General features: G+C 74.6%; 14 protein-coding genes. 6 read left to right on the top strand and 8 right to left on the bottom strand.

The window, feature by feature from the left end; genetic code table 11:
- The first annotated feature begins 28 nt into the window (after positions 1–28).
- The gene (locus tag IF47_RS0118620) at positions 29–4,759 is read left to right on the top strand and encodes a hypothetical protein (protein ID WP_031509978.1); all 4,731 of its coding nucleotides are present in this window, start codon (positions 29–31) and stop codon (positions 4,757–4,759) included.
- Positions 4,760–4,831: 72 nt separating this feature from the next.
- On the opposite strand, the gene IF47_RS0118615 is transcribed toward IF47_RS0118620, so the two are convergent.
- A complete protein-coding gene (locus IF47_RS0118615; protein WP_037732930.1) occupies positions 4,832–5,170 on the bottom strand; it encodes a hypothetical protein in 339 nt (112 codons plus the stop codon).
- A gap of 311 nt (positions 5,171–5,481) precedes the next feature.
- Between IF47_RS0118615 and IF47_RS0118610 the strand changes: the two genes are divergently transcribed.
- Together IF47_RS0118610 and IF47_RS0118605 are read left to right on the top strand one after the other, a co-directional pair.
- Positions 5,482–7,857 carry a sensor histidine kinase gene (locus IF47_RS0118610; protein ID WP_106982604.1) on the top strand — a complete coding sequence of 792 codons (2,376 nt, stop codon included), beginning with the start codon at positions 5,482–5,484 and terminating at the stop codon, positions 7,855–7,857.
- Between the two features lie 101 nt (positions 7,858–7,958).
- Positions 7,959–8,363: a DUF742 domain-containing protein gene (locus IF47_RS0118605; RefSeq protein WP_031509975.1), complete on the top strand. Its 405-nt coding sequence runs from the start codon at positions 7,959–7,961 to the stop codon at positions 8,361–8,363.
- A gap of 23 nt (positions 8,364–8,386) precedes the next feature.
- Here IF47_RS0118605 and IF47_RS0118600 read toward each other — a convergent pair whose 3' ends face one another.
- Complete coding sequence (locus IF47_RS0118600) at positions 8,387–9,346, bottom strand: Rieske (2Fe-2S) protein (RefSeq protein WP_078591951.1); 960 nt, start codon at positions 9,344–9,346, stop codon at positions 8,387–8,389.
- Between the two features lie 169 nt (positions 9,347–9,515).
- Between IF47_RS0118600 and IF47_RS0118595 the strand changes: the two genes are divergently transcribed.
- Entirely contained in the window at positions 9,516–10,139 is a 624-nt protein-coding gene (locus IF47_RS0118595; RefSeq protein WP_031509972.1) for a GTP-binding protein, read from the top strand.
- A 114-nt stretch (positions 10,140–10,253) separates the two neighbouring features.
- Here IF47_RS0118595 and glpK read toward each other — a convergent pair whose 3' ends face one another.
- From glpK to IF47_RS0118575, 4 genes are all read right to left on the bottom strand, one after another.
- Positions 10,254–11,771 carry a glycerol kinase GlpK gene (glpK, locus tag IF47_RS0118590; RefSeq protein ID WP_031509971.1) on the bottom strand — a complete coding sequence of 506 codons (1,518 nt, stop codon included), beginning with the start codon at positions 11,769–11,771 and terminating at the stop codon, positions 10,254–10,256.
- Between the two features lie 241 nt (positions 11,772–12,012).
- Complete coding sequence (locus IF47_RS0118585; RefSeq protein WP_051717856.1) at positions 12,013–13,206, bottom strand: EAL domain-containing protein; 1,194 nt, start codon at positions 13,204–13,206, stop codon at positions 12,013–12,015.
- A 317-nt stretch (positions 13,207–13,523) separates the two neighbouring features.
- Positions 13,524–14,342 carry a M15 family metallopeptidase gene (locus tag IF47_RS0118580; protein ID WP_031509969.1) on the bottom strand — a complete coding sequence of 273 codons (819 nt, stop codon included), beginning with the start codon at positions 14,340–14,342 and terminating at the stop codon, positions 13,524–13,526.
- A gap of 84 nt (positions 14,343–14,426) precedes the next feature.
- On the bottom strand, positions 14,427–16,787 hold the full coding sequence (locus IF47_RS0118575; RefSeq protein ID WP_031509968.1) for a glycoside hydrolase family 31 protein: 2,361 nt from the start codon (positions 16,785–16,787) through the stop codon (positions 14,427–14,429).
- Positions 16,788–17,041: 254 nt separating this feature from the next.
- Between IF47_RS0118575 and IF47_RS0118570 the strand changes: the two genes are divergently transcribed.
- Positions 17,042–19,066 (top strand): acetoacetate--CoA ligase, encoded by a 2,025-nt coding sequence (locus IF47_RS0118570; RefSeq protein WP_031509967.1) that lies wholly within the window; start codon positions 17,042–17,044, stop codon positions 19,064–19,066.
- Between the two features lie 73 nt (positions 19,067–19,139).
- The gene (locus IF47_RS0118565; RefSeq protein WP_245641162.1) at positions 19,140–20,123 is read left to right on the top strand and encodes a hypothetical protein; all 984 of its coding nucleotides are present in this window, start codon (positions 19,140–19,142) and stop codon (positions 20,121–20,123) included.
- 105 nt (positions 20,124–20,228) lie between these two features.
- Here IF47_RS0118565 and ptsP read toward each other — a convergent pair whose 3' ends face one another.
- Entirely contained in the window at positions 20,229–21,899 is a 1,671-nt protein-coding gene (gene ptsP, locus IF47_RS0118560) for a phosphoenolpyruvate--protein phosphotransferase (protein ID WP_031509965.1), read from the bottom strand.
- A gap of 115 nt (positions 21,900–22,014) precedes the next feature.
- A complete protein-coding gene (locus IF47_RS0118555) occupies positions 22,015–22,464 on the bottom strand; it encodes a PTS sugar transporter subunit IIA (protein WP_031509964.1) in 450 nt (149 codons plus the stop codon).
- Positions 22,465–22,876 lie beyond the last annotated feature (412 nt).

The raw sequence follows: 22,876 nt of genomic DNA, 5'->3' as shown, positions 1-22,876 counted from the left end.
CCCCACCCCGAGCGACGAGAGTCCCGCCATGTACGAGCTGTCCCGGATCCGCCTCTACTCCATCGGGCCCGCCGGTGCGCGCTACGCCGACACCGTGCTGGACCTGCGCGGGGTCGGCGATCCGGTGCCCAGCCCCGCCCCCGCCCAGGGCGACTTCTTCGAGGAGGAGCCGGTCGGGCCTCCGCGCCGCCCCGCGCCCGCGGGCGTCCTCTTCCTGGAGAACGGCGGCGGCAAGTCCGTCCTGCTCAAGCTGATCTTCTCGGTGATGCTGCCCGGCCACCGCAACACCCTCGGCGGCGCCAGCTCCGGCGTGCTCCGCAAGTTCCTGCTGGCCGAGGACTGCGGACACGTCGCCCTGGAGTGGCAGCACACCGTCACCGGCGAGACCGTCGTCGTCGGCAAGGTCAGCGAGTGGCGTGGCCGGCAGGTCTCCAACGACCCGCGGAAGTTCGCCGAGGCGTGGTACAGCTTCCGGCCCGGCCCCGGTCTGAGCCTGGACTCCCTGCCGGTCGCCGAGTCCACCGCGGTCGGGCCCGTCCCCGAGGGCACCTCCGCCGCCCGCGGCCGGCGCCGCACCATGAAGGGCTTCCGCGACGTCCTGGTCGAGACGGGCAAGGCCTACCCCAACCTCGACGTGGTCTGGGAAGAGGTCCACGAGCGCTGGAACGAGCACCTGGGCAACCTCGGCCTGGACCCGGAGCTCTTCCGCTACCAGCGGGAGATGAACGCCGACGAGGGCGAGGCCGCCGGACTCTTCGCCGTCAAGAACGACTCCGACTTCACCGACCTGCTGCTGCGCGCCGTCACCGACACCCGCGACACCGACGGCCTGGCCGACCTGGTGCACGGCTTCGCCCACAAGCTCGGCCGCCGCGCCGAACTCACCGCCGAGCGCGACTTCACCGCCGGCTCCCTGGACCTGCTGCGGCGCATCACCGAGGCCGCGCACCGCCGCGAGACGGCCCGCGCCGTCCACGCCGGGGCCGAGCAGCGCACCCGCACCCTCGCCCGGCGGCTGGCCGCCCGAGGCATCGAGGAGCGCGGCCGGGCCGCCGAACTCGCCGAGCGGGCCGACCAGGCGGCCCACGCCGTCACCGCCGCCGAACGAGGCCGCGAGCGCGCCGCGCTCATCGCCGCCGAACTCGCCTACCGTCACGCCTCCCTGGCCCTGGCCGCCGCCGAGAAGGGCGCCGCCGCCCAGCGCCGCGAACTGAGCGACGCCCGCACCCTCCACGCCGCCTGGCAGGCCACCGAGACGGTGCTGGCCCACCGCGCCGCCGCCGACCGGGCCGCCCGGGTGGCCGCGGCCATCCGCGAGGCCGAACGCGACGCCGCCCCCGCCCTGGCCGCCCGGGCCCGCGCCGCCGGGGAGTTGGTGCGGGCCCTGCAGGCCGCGGCGGAGAAGGCCGAACACCTCGCCGCCGAGGAGGAGGAGCGCTCCGCCGCCCTCCAGGCCACGGGCGAGGCCGCCCACCGCGACGCCACCACCGCCGCCACCGAGGCCCAGCGCGCCCGCAGCGAGAGCGACCACCTGCGCCAACGCCTGGCCGAGGTCGAGCAGGAGACGGCCGAGGCGGTACGGGCCGGCTGGCTGGACGGCTCCTCGTCCGACGTCGATCCGGCCCGCGCCGCGCTGGCCGCCGGCGACGCCGAGAAGGCCGCCGTCGCCGCCTGGGAGACCGCGAGGGAGACCGCGCGCCGCACCGCCGAGCGCGCCCGGGAGACCGCCGCCGCCCTGACCCGCGCCGAACTCGCCGCAGCCCGCGCCGCCGACGCCGCCGAGGCGGCCGACGCCGTGTACGCCGCCGAACGCCGTGCCGCCGAGGCCCTGGGCGCGGAGGAGCGCCTGGTCGAGCTGCTGGGCCTGCCCGGTTCCGACACGGACGGCTCCCCGGTGCCCGGCCAACGCACCCAGGAGCCCGCCGACCGGGCCGGCCGATCGGCCGCGCTCGACGCCGGGGAACTGGACCGCAACGCCGAGACCTTGCGCGACCTGCTGGACGAGACCATCGCCGCGGCCGAACGCCGACTGTTCGACCTGCGCACCGCCGCCGCCGACGACGCCCGCATCCTCGGCGCCCTCGGCGACGGCGGGCTGCTGCCCCCCGGCCCCGACGTCCTGGCCACCGTCGAGTACCTGGGCGAGCACGGCATCCCCGCCCTCCCCGGCTGGCGCTACCTCGCCCAGGCCGTGGACCCGGCGGACCACGCCGCCGTCCTCGCCGCCCGCCCCGAACTGGTCGACGGCGTCGTCATCACCGACCCGGACAGCCACGCCCGGGCCCGCGAGGTCCTGGGAAGCGCCGCCCTGCTGCCCCGCTCCGCCGTCGCCGTCGGCACCGCCGCCGCGCTGCTGGCCCCCGTCCCCCCGCCCGACGGAGGGGAGGACGACGGCGTCTTCCTCGTGCCGCCCAACCCGGCCATGCACGACGAGCGCGCCGCCGACACCGAGCGCCGCCAACTGCGCGAGCGCGCCGGCGCCCGCGACGAGGAGATCCGCGCCCTGGCGGCACGGCTCTCCGCCGACCGGTCCCTGGCCGCCCGACTCGCCTCCTGGCGCACCGGCTGCCCGCCCGGCCGCCTGGCCGAGCTGGCCGCCGGCGCCCACGCCGCCGCGGAGGTCGCCGAGACGGCCCGGCGACAGTTGGAAGAGGCCCGTACGGCCGCCGCCGAGGCCGAGGAGACGGCGGCCGAGGCCGCCCGCGTACGCGACGAACGGCAGGAGCGCGCCCAGCGGGCCCGCCGTTCCGCCGACGCCCTGACCGGGCTCGCCTTCCGGCTGCGGGAGCGCGCCACGTGGCAGGCGCGGCTGCGGGAGCTGGCCGCGGAGGTCGCCGAGGCCGAGGCCCGCGCCGCCGCCTGTCTGGAGCGGGCCCGCGCCGCCGACGAGGACCGCCGCGCCGCCCAGCGGGCCGCCGACGACGCCCGCCGCACCGCCCGCGCGCTGCGCGGCGAACGCGCCGAGATCGCGGGGGCGCCCGACGCCCCCGAGGGGCTCGGCGAGGCGGCGGACGGGGCCGACGCCGAACCCTCCACCGAGCCGCGGGCCTCCCTGCCCGCCCTGCGCGAGGCCTACCGCGCGGCCTCCCAGCTCTACGAGAAGGTCGGTGTCGGCGCCGACCTGCGCGCCGAACAGGCCCGCGCCGAGGGCGACGAGAGCGCCGCGCGCGCCGCCCTGGACCGGCTCACCAACAAGGTCCGCACCCGTGCCGCCCAGCTTCTGGAGGGGCCCGACGGCGCCGACGGGCCCTCCCGGCAGGCCGCCGCCGCCCGCGCCGAGGCCCTGGTTCACATGTTGGAGTCCCGTGCCTCGGCCGCCAGCGAACAGCTCGGCCGGCTGCGCGGCGAGGCCGAACGTCTGGCGCCCGGGAACGGCGAGGCCCACACCGAGCTGCCCGAGGAGCTGGTGCCCGCCGACGCCGAACAGGCCCAGGCACTGCTGCGGGAGGCCAACGCCGAACTGGCCGCCCGCGCCGACGCCCTGGAGGCGGCGCGCGACACCCACGCCGAACTGGTACGGGCCCACCGCACCGCCGAGGACGCGGCCGGCGCGTTCGACGAACTGGCCGCGATGCTCCGCGACCTGCTGCGCGACCCCCACGGCACGAACGGATCGGGGCAGGCGGGCCAGGGGAACGGGGCGGCGAACCCCGAACCGTACGCCGACACCCTGGACGCGGCCCGCCGCGCCGCCGCCGAGGCCCGCCGCTCCCTGCGCGGCTGCGCCGCCGACCTCACCGCCGCCGAGGCGGCGGTCCGCGAGGCGTGCGACGTGCTGGTGCGGCACGCCAACGCCACCCGCTACGAGCAGGTGCGCACTCCGGCCCGTCAGCAGATCCGCGAACTGCCCTCCGCGGCCCTGCCCGACCACTCCGCCTCCTGGGCCGCGGCCTTCGAACCCCGGCTGCGCGTCCTGACCGACGAACTGGAGCAGTTGGAGCGCAACCGCGACAGCATCGTCGACCGGCTGCGCGGCCTGGTGGAGTCCTCGTTGGCCACCCTCCGCTCCGCGCAGCGGCTCTCCCGCCTCCCGGAGGGCCTGGGGGAGTGGTCCGGGCAGGAGTTCCTGCGCATCCGCTTCGAGGACCCGGACCAGGCCGCCCTCACCGAGCGGCTGGGCGAGGTGATCGACGAGGCCACCCGCTCGGCCGTCCGCCGGAACTCCGACCTGCGTCGGGACGGCATGACGCTGCTGCTGCGCGGTGTCCACGCCGCCCTCCAGCCACGCGGGGTGGCGGTGGAGATCCTCAAGCCCGACGCCGTGCTGCGCGCCGAGCGGGTGCCGGTCGGGCAGATGGGCGACGTCTTCTCCGGCGGCCAGTTGCTGACCGCCGCCATCGCGCTGTACTGCACGATGGCCGCCCTGCGGAGCAACGACCGGGGTCGCGACAAGCACCGGCACGCGGGCACGCTCTTCCTCGACAACCCCATCGGCCGGGCCAACGCCACCTACCTGCTGGAGCTCCAGCGGGCGGTCGCCGACGCGCTCGGCGTCCAGCTCATCTACACCACCGGCCTCTTCGACACCACGGCACTCGCGGAGTTCCCGCTGGTGATCCGGCTGCGCAACGACGCCGACCTGCGGGCGGGGCTGAAGTACATCAGCGTCGAGGAGCACCTGCGGCCCGGACTGCCCAAGCGGGATCCGGACGCCGAGCCGGTGCACGGCGAGGTCACGGCCACCCGGATGTTCCGCCGCCCCGAGCACGCCGAACGGCCGCGGGAGTCCCGGGCCGGGAGCGCCACGGTGTCCGGCTGACCGACGCGCCGCGCCCCCCGTCCCGGCGGTCGCGGTCCCGGCGGCCACGGAGGTCCGGGGGAGGTCCGGAGGTCAGGACGCGCCCCGCGCCGCCCGACCACCGGCCTCCCCGGACGAGGAGGTCCGCCGTCCGCGGCGGAACGGGCCGCGCTCACGCGCCACGCTGCCGGGGGTGGAGACCACCCCGTTGCGCTGGACCCACATCTGTCTGGTGACCCACACGTCCAGCACCCCCCAGGTGGTGACCACCGTGCTCGCCACCGCGGCCAGCACCATCGGGAGGGCGAGCCACACCATGGCGAGGGAGCACAGCACGGCGATCATCACCAGCACCAGCGTCACCGCCACGAGGACGACCGCGCGGACGGCCGCCGCCCGCACCGGATCGGGAAGTCGCGACACGGTGTCCATGGAATCTCCACCCTCCTCGTACACCGTGTCCTCACCTCCGTCGCAGCGGAACTGGTCGAATCCGCCCGGTCCCCAATCGGCCCTGTTCAGCCCCATGTGGTCTCCCCGCACCGCGTCGTGTCCGCGTCGTCCGGCGCACCCTCCGGTACCCGGTGTATCCCAGCATGGCGGCACAACCGGGCGGTTCGGCCCAAGGACGGGCCCTCGTTGGCTCGGACGTGTCTACGAGTCGCGGCGCGTCGGTAGTAGGCTCGCGCCGTTTGCCGGGGAAACCCGGGTACCTGGGCTACGGGGTGGACGTGGGGGAGGTCATGCGCTTTCGCGGCAAGTCGATCCGCCGGAAGATCGCGGCGTTACTGCTGGTCCCCCTGGTGGCGCTCACCTCGATCTGGGCGTTCGCCACCGTGATCACCAGCCGTGAGGCGATCCGGCTGCTCGACGTCGCCGCCGTCATGGGAGAACTCGGGGATCCGGTCCGGGAGACCGTCCGGGCCCTTCAGGAGGAACGCCGCCACGCCCTCGTCCACCTCGCCGATCCGCGCCGCTCCGACTCCCTGACCGCCCTGCGCGACGGCCGACGCGCCACCGACAGGGCGGTGGCGACCCTGCGGACCCGCGCCGCGGACGGACACGTCCGCGAGGACCTGGACCCCGCCTCCCGCGCCCGACTGGACCAACTCCTCGACGCGCTCGACCGGTTGGGGAGAGTACGGGACCGCACCGACGAGAACACCATCGAACGCCGGGACGCCCACGACGCGTACAACGCCGTCGTCGACCCCTGCCACTCCTTCCTCGCCGGGCTGCGCGGCCTGGACGACGTCCGCCTCGACACCGAGGGCCGCGCCCTCGCCGGCCTCGCCCGCGCCCGCGAGTACCTCTCCCGCCAGGACGCGCTGATGGCCGCCGCGTTCACCGCCGGACGGATGACCGAGGAGGAACTGCGGGACTTCTCCGACCGGGTGGCCGAACGCGAACTCACCTACCGCACCCACCTGGCGATGCTGCCGGCCGAGGACCGCGACGGATACGAGGAGTTCTGGTCCGGCACCGAGGGCCGGGCCCTGCGCGCCGCGGAGGACCGGATCATCGAAGCCGGCGCCCGGGGCGCGGTCGAGGCGTTCAACGCCGACCGCTGGCGGACGACCGCCGGCGGCGCCCTGGACGAGCTGCGGCGCCTGGACGAGGAGACGAACGCCCGCCACCGGGAGCGCGTCGAGCCGGCGGCCGACGCGGTGCTGCTGCGCGCCGGGATCGCCGGCATCCTGGGCTTCGTGGCCGTCCTGGTCTCCGTGGCCGTCTCCTTCCGCATCGGCCGCGGCCTCGTCCGCGATCTGGGCGCCCTGCGGAGAAAGGCGCACGAGGCCGCGAGCGTGCGGCTGCCCGCCGTCATGGGGCGGCTCGCGGCGGGCGAGCAGATCGACGTCGAGACCGAGGTGCCGCGCCTGGAGCACGGGCGCGACGAGATGGGGCAGGTCGGACAGGCCCTCGACACCCTCCAGCGGGCCGCGGTCGAGGCGGCCGTCCGACAGGCGGAGATGCGCCGGGGCGTCTCCGAGGTCTTCGTCAACCTCGCCCGCCGCAGCCAGGTGTTGCTGCACCGTCAACTCACCCTGTTGGACGCCATGGAGCGGCGCACCGAGGACCCCGAGGAGCTGGCCGACCTCTTCCGGCTCGACCACCTCACCACCCGCATGCGGCGCCACGCCGAGGGGCTGGTGATCCTCTCCGGAGCCACCCCCTCCCGACAGTGGCGCAAACCCATCCCCCTGATGGACGTCGTCCGCGCGGCGGTCTCCGAGGTGGAGGACTACGAGCGCATCGAGGTGCGACGCCTGCCCCCGCTCGCGGTCGACGGCGCCGCCATCGCCGACCTCACCCACCTCATCGCCGAACTCCTGGAGAACGCCACCGTCTTCTCCCCGCCGCACACCACCGTCCAGGTGACCGGCGAGCGGGTCCCCAGCGGATTCGCCCTGGAGATCCACGACCGGGGCCTGGGCATGGCCCCCGAGGCGCTGCTGGAGGCCAACCTCCGGCTCGCCGAGACCCCCGACTTCCGGCTCTCCGACACCGACCGGCTCGGCCTGTTCGTCGTCTCCCGGCTCGGTCGGCGCCAAGGCGTCCGCGTCACCCTGCAACCCTCCCCGTACGGCGGCACCACGGCCGTCGTGCTCGTCCCCTCGGCGCTGCTCAGCGAGAACTCCGGGGACACCGAGGGCGCCGCGGGAGTCGAGGGCGCCGGGAGCGCGGGAGGCCGCTCCGTCGAGGGGAGCGCCCGGACCGCCGCGGGGCTGCCGCGGCGTGAACCGCGTCCGGCCCTGGGGACGGTCCGGAACGTCCCCGCCGGACCGGGAGCGTCCGCCGGGCCCGAACGGAGGACGCACGCCGGCGTCGGGGAACCCCTCGGCGCGCGCACCGGACGCCTCGACCACGAACGTCCGGCCGACCCGGACGGCCCGGAGCATGCCCGGGAGCGGGGCCGGGACGCCGACGAGGCACGGAACCGGATGGCCTCGCTCCAGCGCGGTCTGCGGCGCGGACGAGGGCAGGACACGGACCTCCCGGCGGCCGGGAGGAACACGGACGGCACCGCATCGGACACCACCGACCGGGGAGGAGCGGCCTATGACCACACCGACCGCACGGCCGAACGCGGAAGGCGACACCGCCCGCGGAGCGGGTGAACCGGGCCGGCCGTCACCCGGAGGCGGCGACCCGCGGACCGGAGCCCGTCCGGGCGACGCGCGCCGGTACGGCGCTTCCGGCTGAGGGGCGGCGCTCCGCCATGACGGATCGGTGGTTCGACGACGCGGCCGGGCCGGTGGTGCGGCCGTACGCCATGACGCGCGGTCGCACCCACACCGCCCGCGGGGACCGCATCGACCTGGTCGCGCTGGTGATCGCCGTACCGGACGCGGTCGATCCGGACCGGCCCGGGGACCCCGTGGACGCCGGACTCCCCGGCACCCTCGGTCCGGAACACCTCGACATCGCCCTCCGGTGCCGGCGGACTCCCCAGCCGGTCGCCGAACTGGCGGCCGGACTGGATCTGCCGGTGGGCGTGGTCCGGGTCCTCGTCGGGGACCTCGTGGCGGCCGGACTGGTGCGCGTCACCCGTCCCGTGCCCCCGGCCGAGTTGCCCGACGAGGGCCTCCTGCGCGACGTGATCAACGGCCTGCGGGCACTGTGAGCCTCCTCCCGGCCCGCGCCGGCTCACGCGGACCTGGGCACGGGGCGGTGCGCCCGGTCCGGCTCGCGGACCAGACGCGCCTCCACCAGGCCGTTCACCAGCCGGGTCTCGAAGACCGGCTGGGGCGAGGTCGCGGGGCCGCCCACGTTCCAGCCGTCCGAGAGGCGGAAGACGCTCCCGTGCCACGGGCACCGTACGCAACCGTCGACGATCTTCCCCCGGGACAGCGGGCCGGCCATGTGGCTGCACCGGTCGGCCAGCGCGCGCACCGTCCCGTCGGCCTCGCGGACGACGAGCAGCGGGGTCTCGCCCACGTACCGTCGCACCGGTTCGCCCACCGGCAGGTCCGCGATGTCGCCGATCGCGTGCCAGCCGGGGTCCACCACGGCCGGGACCTGCTCGGCGTGGTTGGCGCCGGCGGCCTGGCGGTAGGCCAGGTGGCCGCCCAGGGCGCCCCCCGCGCTCACCACGGTCAACCCGGCGAACCCCAGGGCGCGTCCCAGCCCGCGCCGGCCGCGCAGTCGGGCGGTCAGCGAGGCCGTGTACAGGCCCACGGCCGTGATGTTCGCCGCCGCGTGCACCAGCCCCACCCGCATCTGCGGCTTGCGCATGTCGGCCCAGTCCACCCAGCCCGCCAGGGCGGCCGGGGCGGCCGTCGCCAGGCCCAGGGCCAGCAGGGTGTCGGCGCCGCGGCGCTGCCCGGGCAGCAGATCCAGGACGGCGGCGGACATCCAGGATCCGATGGGGAGCTGCACCATCATCGGATGGGCGGGGTGGCCCAGCCAGCGGCCGTGCAGGGCGTCGCGGGCCCCGCCCAGGGGAAGCGCGTGCACGGCGCGCCGCAGCGGCCCCAGCGCGCCGTCGAGGCGCGAGGCGCTCTCCAACCGCTCCACGGCCGTCAGCACCCGCCCGGGGCGGTCGGGGTCCGGAAGCGCCGAGCGAACGGCCGAGAGAACACCACGAATGTTCCGATTAAAAGGCATACTTCTGCGTTTCCGAACGGCGCCGGACGTAAACGACCTGCCGGAGTGGCAGGAGCGGCAGAAGTGCGAAACGCCACGCGAGGGCGCGGCATGCTTGTCGTGGACGCGTCCTTTGCGGAACGATCGCTTGCCCCGACGAGCGGCACTGCGGAAGCGGAGGAAGAGATCGATGGTCTTCGTGGCCCCTGGCCCCTACCGGGGAGACGCGGCCTCCGAACCGGTGACGCTCAAGGTGCTGGTGGCGGGCGACCTCGGGGTCGGCAAGACCACCCTGGTCGGCTCGGTCAGCGAGATCGGGCCGCTGCGCACCGAGGAGGTCCTGACCGAGACCGGCCGCCCGCTCGACGGCCCGGAGAGAAGGCGGGGAAGGGAGGCCGGCGGGAGGGCCGCCACCGTCGTCGTGGACTTCGGCCGCATCACCCTGAGCGAGACGCTGACGCTCTGCCTCCTGGGCACACCGGTCGGAGCCCGCTCCCGGTCCCTGTGGGACGAACTGGTGCGGGGCGCGCTGGGAGCGGTGCTCCTCGTCGACCCCCGCCGCCCGGAGGACCACACCGGGGCCATCGGCCACTTCGAACGGCACGCCGTCCCCTACGTCGTGGCCGCCAACCGCTTCGGCGGCGCCGACCACGGCCCGACGGAGGAGGTGCGCGCCGCGCTGGACCTGGGTCGGGGGGTTCCCGTGCTCCGCTGCGACGCGCGCGAACGGGACTCCGTGCGCCGGGTGCTGCTCTCGGTCGTCGAGCACGCGCTGCTCGTCGGAGCGGCCCGCCGCCGCGACGCCCTCGCCTGAGAGCCGCCGGTCGGAGCGACCGGCCGGAACGTCGACCGGGGACGTACGGACACGGGCCGCGACCCGCCCCGACACGGGTCGGGACGGGCCGCGGGCCACTGGGGGACGACCGGGTCAGTCGCCCTCCTCCCAGCCGAAGCTGCGCTCCACGGCCTTGCGCCAGTTGCGGTGCTCCCGCTCCCGCGTCTCGGTGTCCATCCGCGGAGTCCACTCGGCGTCCTTCCGCCAGTGCGCCCGGAGCTCGTCCAGGTCGGACCAGACCCCCGTGGCCAGGCCGGCCGCGTAGGCCGCCCCCAGGCAGGTGGTCTCGGAGATCACCGGCCGGATCACCGGCACCCCGAGCACGTCCGCCTGGTGCTGCATCAGCAGGCTGTTGGCGGTCATGCCGCCGTCCACCTTGAGGCTGGTGATCTCCACGCCGGAGTCCTGGTACATCGCGTCCACGACCTCGCGCGTCTGCCAGCTCGTCGCCTCCAGCACGGCCCGTGCCAGGTGCGCCTTGGTCACGTAGCGGGTCAGACCGGTGATCACGCCCCGCGCGTCGGAGCGCCAGTACGGGGCGAACAGACCGGAGAAGGCCGGGACGATGTACGCGCCGCCGTTGTCCTCCACACTCGCCGCCAGGGGCTCGATCTCGGCGGCCTCCCGGATGATCCCGAGCTGGTCCCGGAACCACTGCACCAGGGCGCCGGTGATGGCGATCGAGCCCTCCAGGCAGTAGACGGGCCGCTCGCCGCCGAGCTGGTAGCCCACCGTGGTCACCAGGCCGCTCTTGGAGGTCACCGGACGGTGGCCGGTGTTCAGCAGCAGGAACGATCCGGTGCCGTAGGTGTTCTTGGCGTCGCCGACGTCGTAGCAGGTCTGACCGAAGATGGCCGCCTGCTGGTCGCCGAGCGCCGAGGCCACCGGGACCCCGGTGGACATCCCCACCGAGGTGTTGCCGTACACCTCGGCCGAGGAGCGGATCTCCGGCAGCATCGCCTGGGGGACGCCCATGGCGTCGAGGATGGAGGAGTCCCACTGGAGGGTCTCCAGGTTCATCAGCATGGTGCGGGAGGCGTTGGTGACGTCGGTGACGTGCACGCCGCCGTCCGTGCCGCCGGTGAGGTTCCAGATCAGCCAGGAGTCCATCGTGCCGAAGGCGATCTCGCCGGCCTCGGCGCGCTTGCGCAGCCCCGGCACGTGCTCCAGCAGCCAGGCGGCCTTCGGGCCGGAGAAGTAGCTGGCCAGCGGCAGCCCGGTCCGGTCCCGGAACCGGTCCTGTCCCTCCTCGCCGCCCAGCTCCCGGCAGAGCGCGGCGGTGCGGGTGTCCTGCCAGACGATGGCGTTGTGGACCGGCCTGCCGGTGGACCGGTCCCACAGCACGGTCGTCTCGCGCTGGTTGGTGATGCCCATCGCGCCGAGGTCCCTGGCACGCAGCCCAGCCTTGGCGAGCGCGCCCGCGACCACGGCCTGGACCTTGGACCAGATCTCGGTCGCGTCGTGCTCCACCCAGCCGGGCTTGGGGAAGATCTGCTTGTGCTCGCGTTGGTCGACGGCGACGATCGCGCCGTCGCGGTCGAAGATGATGCAGCGACTCGACGTGGTGCCCTGGTCGATCGCGGCGACGTACGTGGGTGTGGTGTCGGTCATGGGAATCCCTCCGGCCTTCTCCTCGGTACCCGTCGTTCCCGTCGTTCTCCACTCGGAACGCGAGTCGGAACGCGAGGTTGTGGATCCATGCCGCATGGAAGCCGCCGACAAGCGGACGTGTTCCCCCGGACAACGGGAAGCGTCGAGGCGGGCGGCGCGGCGAACCGGTCCGGTCCACCGGGGGCTCGACAAGGGCCGCGCACCGCCCGGGCCGGTCAGACGGAGCGGCCGGCCGGGCGGATCAGCCCACCGGCGGACGCGGCGTGCGGGTGAGCGGATTCAGCCCGGAGGCGTCCTCCAACCGGCTGTCGGCCAGTGCCCGGACCACCTCGGCCAACCGCACCACGCCCACGCACCGGCCCGCGTCGTCCACGACCGCCACGTCGTCCGCCGTACGGTCGCGGTCGTCGGCGGCGACCACGTCGAGCACGTCCCAGACGGTGGCTCCCACCCGGACCGTGCGCGGCCGGTCCGCGAGACGGAGCGCGGGCCGGTCGGCGTACAGCGCGTGGCCGTACCGGCCCGACATCGCCAGCAGGAAGCGGTCCCGGTCCACCGCGCGCACCGGCACCCCGTCCGGATCCACCAGCAGCACCCCGCTCACCTCCGGCGAGCCGGTGAGCAGCGCCCGCACCTGGGAGGCGGAGGCCGACAGCGGCAGCATCGCCGCGGGGTGCAGGAAGTCGGCGACGGACGGCCCTCCCGTGCCGCTCCCGGCCGGCGGGGCGGCGGGCGGGCACAGGGGCAGGTGGACCTCGGTGACGGGCCGGCGCGCGGGCGGGGCGAACAGGTGCCCCTGGGCCAGGTGCGCCCCGGCCGCCCGCGCCGCCGCGTACTGCAGTTCGGTCTCCACGCCCTCGACCGCCAGCAGCGCGCCGACGCCGTCGCAGAACCGCCGCAGTCCGGCGATCGCCGCGCGGTACGCGGACCGGTGCGGCAGCCCCGCGACCACCGCCGCGTCCACCTTGAGCAGGTCGGGGGAGAGGTCGGCGAGCAGCCGCATCGACAGCTCGCCGGCGCCGACCCCGTCCAGGCAGATCCGGAACCCGGCCTCGCGCAACGCGTGGACGGCCGGGACCAGCGCCGCGCCCGGCACCCGCTCGGACGGCGCCGAGGGCAGGGTGACGTCCAGCGTCACCTCCCAGGAGCGGCGGCCCGCGTCGCGCACCGCCCGGCGCAGCGCGGGCAGGTCCCGGAGGGCGGCGAGGGTGGTGGCGAAGACGTTGACGTGCAGGGGCAGCAGCCCCTCCTGGCGGGTGGCCGACCGCACGGCCAGCGCGGCGAGTTCGGCGTCCACCTCCGGGGCGTGGCGGGCCTCGGCCACGACGTCACCCTCCGTGGGGCGCGCCAGGACTTCCATGGCCGTCACGGAGCCGGTCGTGAGATCGACGACCGGCTGGTAGGCGAAGCGGAGGTGATGCGTCCAGGCGTGCACGGCACCAGCATGCGGCCGACGGAAGCGCGCGGAGGACGCGCCGCGGGGTTGTTCGCGCACTGTTCACGAGCATTTCGGGACGTGTGGCCTCGGCACATGCCGCTGACACGGGACCTGACGGACAAGCCCCGGAGGCGCCCCGCACACGTCGGGGAAAGGTCCGGGAAACGTCGCGAACACGTGACAGAGCGTCAACACCACGAACTCCCTCCACAAGATCGACGTCACCACCATCGGACGGCGGTACGGGACCCACGGGGGTGGCCCCGACCGCCGTCCGTCGCTCCGTCCCGCCCCCGCCCCCGCGCCCACCGCCGTCAGCGGCCGGTGAGCGCCCTGCGGTGCACGGGGAAGTCGAAGTGGGTGTCGGGGAACGGCTCCGAGACGAGACTGTAGTGCCACCACTCCGAGGCGTAGTTGACGAATCCCACCTCCTCCAACGACTCCTTCAACAGCAGTCGGTTGGCCCGCTGCTCACCGGTGATCCTCGGGTCGAGGGTGTGGGACAGGGTGTCGAAGCAGTCGTAACCGGTCCCCATATCGACCGAGTTGTCCGGGAAGCGCTCCTCCCGAGGAGCGAAACACGGCGTCAACGGCTCGCCCGGCACGTACGGCCGGGTCGGCCACGCGGGCAGCCGCACCAGCGTCAGATCGACGGTGCTGCCCCGGCTGTGTCCGGACCGGGCGGCGATGTACCCGTCCTCGAACAGTTGGGTCTTGTCCACCCGCGGGTAGAACTCCCCCTTCATCCGCTGGTCGTCGAGGTCCTCGGCCCACGCCACGAAATGGTCCACGGCCCGCTGCGGGCGGTAACAGTCGTACACCTTCAGCGAGTACCCCTGCCACAGCAGCTTCCACTGGGCCCGGCGCAGGGCCTCGGCGGCGTCGCGGGTGAGCACACACATCGGCGAGCGGTAGCCGTCGACGGGCTCGCCGACGAAGTTGTGGGCGGTGTGGTAGCGGATCTCCTGGATGATCGTCGGATCCACGTCGGAGAGCGCCACGAACTCGGGCGGGGCCTTGGGCTCCGGCTTCGCCCGCGCGGGCGAAGCCGGAACGAGGAGGGCGGCGAGGGCGAGCAGCACCGCGGTGAGCAGTGCTCCGGCGGTCCGTGCGGTCGATGTCCTGATCACCATGGCCTCCGTCTACCAGGAGCCCGGAGCGTCGCGAAAGACCGCCCGGGCGCCCCCACAACCGATTCGCTCCCTCACGACCCCCGCCTACGGCCCCCCGCCGCCGTCGTGCCGCACCCGCACCGGGTACCCCACTTCCGCGGTCCCCTCCCGCGCCACCACGGCCTCCCGACCCAACATCCGCACCGAGAACCGTTCCAGCTCCACCCGGCCCCAGCCGTCCCCCGCGTCCACGGCGACCACCCCGCCGCCCGTGCGCCCGCGCGGCGGCGCCCACACCTCCAACTCGATCCCCCCGCCCGGCCCGGTCACCGGCAGCACCGTCCCCGCCCGCACCAACACCGGAATCCGCGACAACGGCGCCTCGACCACCACCTGACCGGGCCCTTCGTACACCTCGCCGCCGGCCGTGTCGTACCACCGCCCGCGCGGCAGCCGCACGGTGCGACGCTCCACCCCCGGCTCCAGCACCGGGGCCACCAGCAGCGCGTCCCCGAGCAGGAACGCGTCCTCGCACTCCCGCAGGGCCCGGTCCCGCGGCGTCCCCCACCACAGGGGCCGCACCCAGGGGGCACCGGAGCGCTGGGACAACCGGGCCAGCGTCACGAAGTACGGCAGCAACCGCTCCCGCTCGCGCAGCGCCGCCCGCGCGTGCTCCAACACCTCCGGGCCGAACGCCCACGGCTCGCGCCGCCCGGCCCCCGGCCCGGTGTGCGTGCGGAACAGCGGCAGGTACGCGCCCAACTGGAACCAGCGCAGGTACAGCTCCGGAGACGGAGGCGGCGCCCCGGGACCGCCCCCGACGTCCGAACCGCAGTACGGCACCCCGCACAGCCCCAGACCGATCACCTGCGCGAGCGAGGCCCGCAACCCCTCCCATCCGGTCTCCGCCTGGTCCGTCCAGGTGCCGCCGTAGCGCTGCGACCCCGCCCAACCCGAACGCGACAGCAGGAACGGCCGCTCGTGGGGCCGCAGCCCGCGCAGCCCCTCGAAACCGGCGCGGGCCATCGCCAGGGCGTAGACGTTGTGCGCCTCCCGGTGATCCCCGCCACGCGACTCCAGGGAGTGCCGGGCCGACCGCGGCAGCGTCGGATCGCCGAAGGCGGCGAAGGAGACCGGATCGTTCGTCTCGTGGCAGAACCCGGCGAAGCCCCGCTCCAACCGCTCGGCGTACAGACCGCCCCACCACTTGCGCGTCCGGGGATCGGTGAAGTCCGGGTACACCACCTCGCCCGGCCACCCCAGTCCACGTACCGACGCGCCCGACGCGTCCCGCACGAAGGCGTCCTCGTCCCGTCCGCCGTCGTACACCGCCTCGCCGGCCTCGGCGCACACCGTCGGCTCGACGACCGACACCAGCCGCACACCCTTCCCACGCAGCGCGGACGCCAACCCGGGAAGGTCGGGGAACCGCCCGGAGTCCACCGTGAAACCCCGCCGCCGACGGTGGTGACCGACACCCAACTGCACGGCGCGCAACGGCAGTCCGCGCTCCGCGTACTCCGCGACGAGCCGCCGCACCCCCTCCTCGCCCTCCGCGCCCCACAGGGCGTGCTGGTGGCCCAGCGCCCACCGCGGCGGCACCGCGGGGGAGCCCGTCAACGCCCGCCACCCCTGCATCACCCGCGACGGAGTCCCGGTCAGCACCCAGTAGCGCAGCGGACCGCCCGACATCCGCACCTCGCACCGGCCCGGCCGGTCGTGACCCGACCCCGCACCCTCCACGCCCTCGCGCAGCGTCACCAGGCCGTCCCAGGAGTTGTCGTGGAAGACCAGGTGACCGCCCGAGTCCGCCACCACCCACAGCACCGGCATCGTCAACGACCGCGCCTCGCGCCGCGCGCCGAAGGGCGTCGGCCCGGCGTTCCACAGACGGTACGAGCCGCCGCGCAACCGCGGTCCGGGCGTCCGTCCGCCCAGACCGAAGAACCGGGCGTCCGCGGGCACCTCCGAACGCTGCGTCCACCGGGCCTCCGCCCCGCCGTCCACCGGCTCCCACCAGCGAGGCGGCAGGTCCCGCCGCAGCACCATCCCGCCGGGAGTGCGCACCTCCACCGCTCCGAGCCGGGTCACGGTCACCAGCACCCGCTCGGAGACCACCCGCCAGCCGCCGTCCTTGTCCGGCTCCAGCGTCGCCCGGGCGTCCGCCTGCGGACACGCCCCGGCCAGCGCGTACGACGGCTCCGGCGCGGCACCGTCCCAACCGCAGAACACCACTCCGCCCGCCGTCACCCGCACCCGCAGCGACGACCGCTCGAAGCGCACCACACCGCCGCCCGGCTCCGGCTCGGCCCCCTGGGCGACGCCCGGCACCCGGGCCCGCTCCCGACCCGTACGCGGCAACGCCCGGGCGTCCGCGCGCCGACCGCGCCACCCCGCCCGGACCGCCCGCAGCCCCTGCGCCGCACCGACCACTCTCACCGACCGCACCAGGCCACGTGCATCCATGCTGATCAGAGTGCCATCACCCGCGTGCGGACAACGCCGTGTTCAGCATCCGTTCACCCAACGTCCCCCCGTGGTTGCGCCACACTGTCCGACCCCCCGATATGGGGCAGCCACCCTGGTGCGCGGACCGATCACATGGCATCGTCCTGGACAGCCGCCGCGTACGCGCACGCCCCCGGCCACCACCCCAGGGAACCGGCCGTGCGCGGAGACGACGCACACGACGCGTGAGACAGCAGTCCGGGAGAGCCGCCATGACCGCAGCGCACAGCGCCGCACCGACGACCGCAGACCAGCCGGAGCCCCTGTGGAGCCCCGGCCCCGACCGGATCGAGGGCGCCCGACTCACCCGCTTCCAGGCGTGGGCCGCCGACCGCTTCGGCGCCCCCGCCGCCGTCCCCGGCGACCCGGCGGCGAGCTACGCCGCGCTGCACCGCTGGTCCGTCGAGGAGCTGCCCGCCTTCTGGCAGGCGGTCACCGAGTGGTTCGACGTCCGCTTCGCCACCCCGCACGAGACCGTCCTCGCCGACCGCTCCATGCCCGGCGCCGTCTGGTTCCCGGGCGCCACCCTCAACTACGCCGAGCACGCCCTGCGCGCCGGCGAGGACCCGGCCCGCGCGGACACCCCCGCCCTGCTGCACGTCGACGAGACCCACGACCCCCGGCCCGTCACCTGGGCCGAACTGCGCCGACAGGTCGGCTCCCTCGCCGCCGAGCTGCGCCGCCTCGGCGTGCGCCCCGGCGACCGCGTCAGCGGCTACCTGCCCAACATCCCGCACGCCGTCGTCGCCCTGCTGGCCACCGCCGCCGTCGGAGGCGTGTGGACGTCCTGCGCGCCCGACTTCGGCGCCCGCAGCGTCCTGGATCGCTTCCAGCAGGTCGAACCCGTCGTGCTGTTCACCGTCGACGGCTACCGCTACGGCGGCAAGGAGCACGACCGCACCGACACCGTCGCCGAGCTCCGCCGCGAACTGCCCGGCCTGCGCGCCGTCGTCCACATCCCCCTGCTCGGCACCCCCGCCCCCGAGGGCGCCCTGGAGTGGGACGCCCTCACCGCCGCCGACACCGAGCCGGTCTTCGAGCACGTCCCCTTCGACCACCCGCTGTGGGTGCTCTACTCCTCCGGCACCACCGGCCTGCCCAAGGCCATCGTCCAGTCCCAGGGCGGCATCCTCGTCGAGCACCTCAAGCAGCTCGGTCTCCACTGCGACCTCGGCCCCGACGACCGCTTCTTCTGGTACACCTCCACCGGCTGGATGATGTGGAACTTCCTCGTCTCCGGCCTGCTGACCGGCACCACCGTCGTCCTCTACGACGGCAGCCCCGGGCACCCCGACACCGGCGCCCAGTGGCGCGTGGCCGAACGCACCGGCGCCACCCTCTACGGCACCTCCGCCGCCTACGTCATGGCCTGCCGCAAGGCGGGCGTCCACCCCGGGCGCGACTTCGACCTCTCCCGCGTCAAGTGCGTCGCCACCACCGGCTCCCCGCTGCCGCCCGACGGCTTCCGCTGGATCCACGACGAGGTCGCCGAGGACATGTGGATCGCCTCCGTCAGCGGCGGCACCGACGTGTGTAGCTGCTTCGCCGGCGCGGTCCCCACCCTCCCCGTCCACATCGGCGAACTCCAGGCCCCCTGCCTGGGCACCGACCTGCGGGCCTGGGACCCGCAGGGCAAGCCGCTCGTCGACGAGGTCGGCGAACTGGTCGTCACCAACCCCATGCCGTCGATGCCGATCCACTTCTGGAACGACCCCGACGGCTCCCGCTACCGCGACAGCTACTTCGAGATGTTCCCCGGCGTGTGGCGGCACGGCGACTGGACCACCCTCACCTCGCGCGGCACCGTGATCATCCACGGCCGCTCCGACTCCACCCTCAACCGGCAGGGCGTCCGCATGGGCTCCGCCGACATCTACGAGGCCGTCGAACGCCTCCCCGAGATCCGCGAGTCCCTCGTCATCGGCGTCGAACAGCCCGACGGCGGCTACTGGATGCCGCTGTTCGTCCACCTCGCCGAGGGCGCCGTCCTCGACGACGCCCTGCGCGACCGCATCAAGCGGACCATCCGCGAGAACCTCTCACCGCGGCACGTCCCCGACGAGATCATCGAGGTCACGGGCGTCCCCCACACCCTCACCGGCAAGCGGCTGGAGGTCCCGGTCAAGCGTCTGCTCCAGGGCGCCGATCTCGACAAGGCGGTCAACCCCGGATCGGTCGACAACGTCGAACTCCTCCGCTTCTACGAGCGCCTGGCCCGCGAACGCCTCACCTCCTGACCGCTCCACGGCCCGCTGTCAGACCCCTCGGTTACGGTCAGTGACCAAACGACCGCACAACCGAGGGGGAGACATGGCACGCACCGCACACACCGGGGGCGGCGAGCGTCACGGCGGCCGACGGCGCCCGGCCGGTCCAGGCAGGGCGAGGACGAGGTCGATCACCGCGCGCCGCGCCCTGCGGCGCGAGGCGCCCAGCACGGTCGCCGTCGTGGCCGATCCGGCCGGCTTCGCGGCCATGCGCCGCTACACCACGTTCGCCTTCGACAACCACCGAACCTACCTGCGGCAGACGGAAGGACTGCTGCGCTCGCTCACCGCCCGAGGCGTCCACACCCGGGTCGGCCTCTTCGACCCGGACGACTACGAGCACTTCTGCGCCCAGGAGCGGATCGACCCCGACACCCCCGACAGCCGCACGCGCTACGTCGCGGAGATCGCCGCGACCGGAGCCACCGTGCGCTACCGGGGCCAGCCCCTCGACCGACTGCTGCCCCTCCTCCTGGAGGGCTGGGAGCGACAGGACGCCTGGGAACGCGCCATGGAGGCCCTCGCGGAGCTCGGCCCCTGCGCCGACTGCGGAAAGGACCTCGGCAGGGCGGCCCTGGAAGAGGCCACGGAACTCCTGGCCCGGCTCGTCGACTCCGCCGGGCCCGGCACCCACCACCTGGTGTGCAGCCTCGACGGGAGGACCGGCCCCCTGGTCGCGGTGGCCCACCTCGAACGGGCCCCGCACGACGATCTCCGGACGGCCCGCGGGGCCGCCGCGGAGGAGTCGGCCTTCCGCACGGTCCTGGCCGCGGGCATCGCCGGGGAACGGCCCGGAGGGGTGGTGATGCGCACCACCCGCGACGGACGGGAGGAGGTCCGCGGCTGGAGCCTGCGCGACGGCCGGCTCCACCCCCTCACCGAGGCCGAGGTCTTCTCCGCCTACTGCACGGACGCCCGGACGGGAGAGCCGGTGCCGCCCGAGCCGGGCCTCGTCTACAGCCCCGGCTTTCCGCTGCCCGGCCCCCGGACGGACGAACCACACGGGGAGGCGCCGCCGCACTCCTGAACCGAGCCGGAACCACCGAGCCAGAGCCACCGAGCCGAGCCTCCGGCACGGGCCGCCCCGCCGTCGGGCGGAGCGGCCCGTGCCGCGCCGGCCCGAACGTCCGTCTCACTCCCCGGACAGCACCGACCGCGCGGCGGCCCGCGCCTCGTCACCGCTCTCCGAGGCCCGCGCCGCCGCCGCCGCGCGCTCGCACTGCGCCAAGCTGTGTTTGGCCAGCGTCGCGCGCACATAGGGGATGGCCGTGGGGCCCATGGACAGGCTCGTGACGCCCAAACCGGTCAGGACGCAGGCCAACAGCGGATCGGACGCGGCCTCACCGCAGACGCCGCAGCTCTTGCCCTCGGCCGCGGCGGCCTCCGCCGCCATCGCCACCAGGTCGAGCAGCGCCGGCTGCCAGGGGTCCTGGTAGTGGGAGAGGACACCGACCTGCCGGTCGGCGGCGAAGGTGTACTGCGCCAAGTCGTTGGTGCCCAGCGACAGGAACTCCACCTCCTGGAGGATCGAGCGGGCCCGCAGGGCCGCCGAGGGGATCTCCACCATCGCGCCGAACTTCGCCCGCAGCCCGGCCTCCCGACAGGCGTCGGCGAACGCCCTGGCGTCGGCCCGGTCGGCGACCATCGGCGCCATGACCTCCAGATACACGGGCAACCCCCTGGCGGCACGGGAGAGCGCCGTCAACTGGGTCCGCAACACCTCGGGATGGTCGAGCAGCGTCCGCAGCCCGCGGACGCCCAGCGCCGGGTTGGGCTCCTCGGCCGGGGTGAGGAACTCCAGGGGCTTGTCCGCGCCCGCGTCCAACACCCGCACCACGACGCGTCCCTCCGGGAACGCCTCCAGCACCTGACGGTAGGCCTCGGCCTGCGTCTTCTCCGAAGGAGCCTTCCGACTGTCGTCGAGGAACAGGAACTCCGTGCGGAACAGACCCACGCCCTCGGCGCCCGCCTCCAGCGCGGCCGCCACGTCCCCCGGACCGCCGATGTTCGCCAGCAACGGCACCTTGTGCCCGTCGGAGGTCGCGCCCGGACCGACGGAGGCCGCGAGCGCGGCCTTCCGTTCCTCGGCGATCCTCGTCAGCTCGTCCCGCTGCTCCGGGCTCGGGTCCACCGTGACCTCGCCCGTACTGCCGTCCACCGCGACGAGCGTGCCCTCGGTCAGATCGGCGGCTCCCCGCAACGCGACCACGGCCGGCACTCCCAGGGCCCGGGCGAGGATGGCGCTGTGACTGGTCGGCCCGCCCTCCTCGGTCACGAACCCCAGGACGAGCGAGGTGTCGAGCAGCGCGGTGTCGGCGGGCGCCAGGTCGCGCGCGACCAGCACATACGGCTCGTCGCTGTCGGGCACGCCCGGCATCGGCACCCCGAGCAACCGCGCGACGATGCGGTTCCGCACGTCGTCCAGGTCGGCCACCCGACCGGCCAGGTACTCGCCCGCACCGGCGAGCAACGCGCGGTAGGAGGCGAAGGCGTCGTAGACCGCACGCTCCGCGGTGCTCCCCACGGCGATGCGCCGCTCGACGTCCGCCATCAGCTCCGGGTCCCGGGCCATCATGGACTGGGCCTCCAGCACCGCCTGGGCCTCACCTCCCGCCAGGTTCCCCCGCGCGACCAGATCGGCGGCCACGGCCTCCGCGGCCCGGCGTGCCCTTTCCCGTTCCCGGGGCGCCCTGTCCGGGGAGATCCGGTCGGTCGGCGGCTCCAGCTCCGCGGTGCCCATGTGCCGCACCTCGCCGATCGCCACCCCGTGGCTCACCCCGACGCCTCGAAGCGTTGTCTCCATCTCACCGTCTCCGGTCGTTTCGGTCTCTGGTCTCTTGGGCGGGTTGGGTGGGTTGACGTCCGTCATGCGTCGACCGCGCACGAGTGCTTCCGCCGCCGGCGCGGGGACGGAGCGGTCACCGCCAGGTGAACAGCGTGCCGCCCGAGGGAACGTCGGCGTCCACCACCACGTCGGCCAGCGCGTCGGGAGTGGCTTCCAGAGCGACGACCGGGCACACCGGCGACTTCCCCCCGGCCTCCACCTCGAGCGGGTTCCAGCGGACGATCGGGTCGCCGCGGCGCACGGTGTCGCCCTTGGCGGCCAGCAGCTCGAAGCCCTGACCGTTCAGTTGCACCGTGTCGATACCGAGGTGGGTCAGCACACCGTGTCCCTCCTCGTCCACGACGACGAAGGCGTGCGGGTGGAGCGAGACGATGATGCCGTCGACGGGTGCGACGGCGATGGACGGCTCGCGGAGGGGATCGACGGCGGTTCCGGGCCCCACCATCACACCGGAGAACACCGGGTCGGGCACGGCCGCGAGGCCGATGGCACGTCCGGCCAGCGGAGACGTCACGGTGGTCATGGGAAGCCTCCCGGGAGGAGCAGGGATCGAGCGGTTGCCGCGTATGGTCATGTATGTCCTGATCGGTGCGCTGATCAGAAGCGTATGACATGGGGGGTGCTCGCTCCGTGGAGCGCGCGCGGGCCGGCCCGCCCGAGGGGGCGCCGAGCAGATTTGCCTCTGTTCCAGTGGCCCTGTACTCTCGTACACCCGCTCGGCGCTCACGGCGTCGACGGCATCCGACCAATCCTCTTTCCGCAGGAACTGAATCGCTTCCGTGTGTGCACGGAAGGCCGGATTTCAGAATTCAGTTGGAAGACTGGTACTGTCGGAGACAGCGAAGGGAAGCGCCCGGAGGGGCCCCGAGGAGGGGTGTCGAAGGAAGCGTCCGTTCCTTGAGAACTCAACAGCGTGCCAAAAGTCAACGCCAGAC

The sequence above is a fragment of the Streptomyces megasporus genome, from assembly GCF_000718985.1.
Classification (GTDB): Bacteria; Actinomycetota; Actinomycetes; order Streptomycetales; family Streptomycetaceae; genus Streptomyces; species Streptomyces megasporus.
This window is presented reverse-complemented; position numbering and strand designations above follow the sequence as displayed.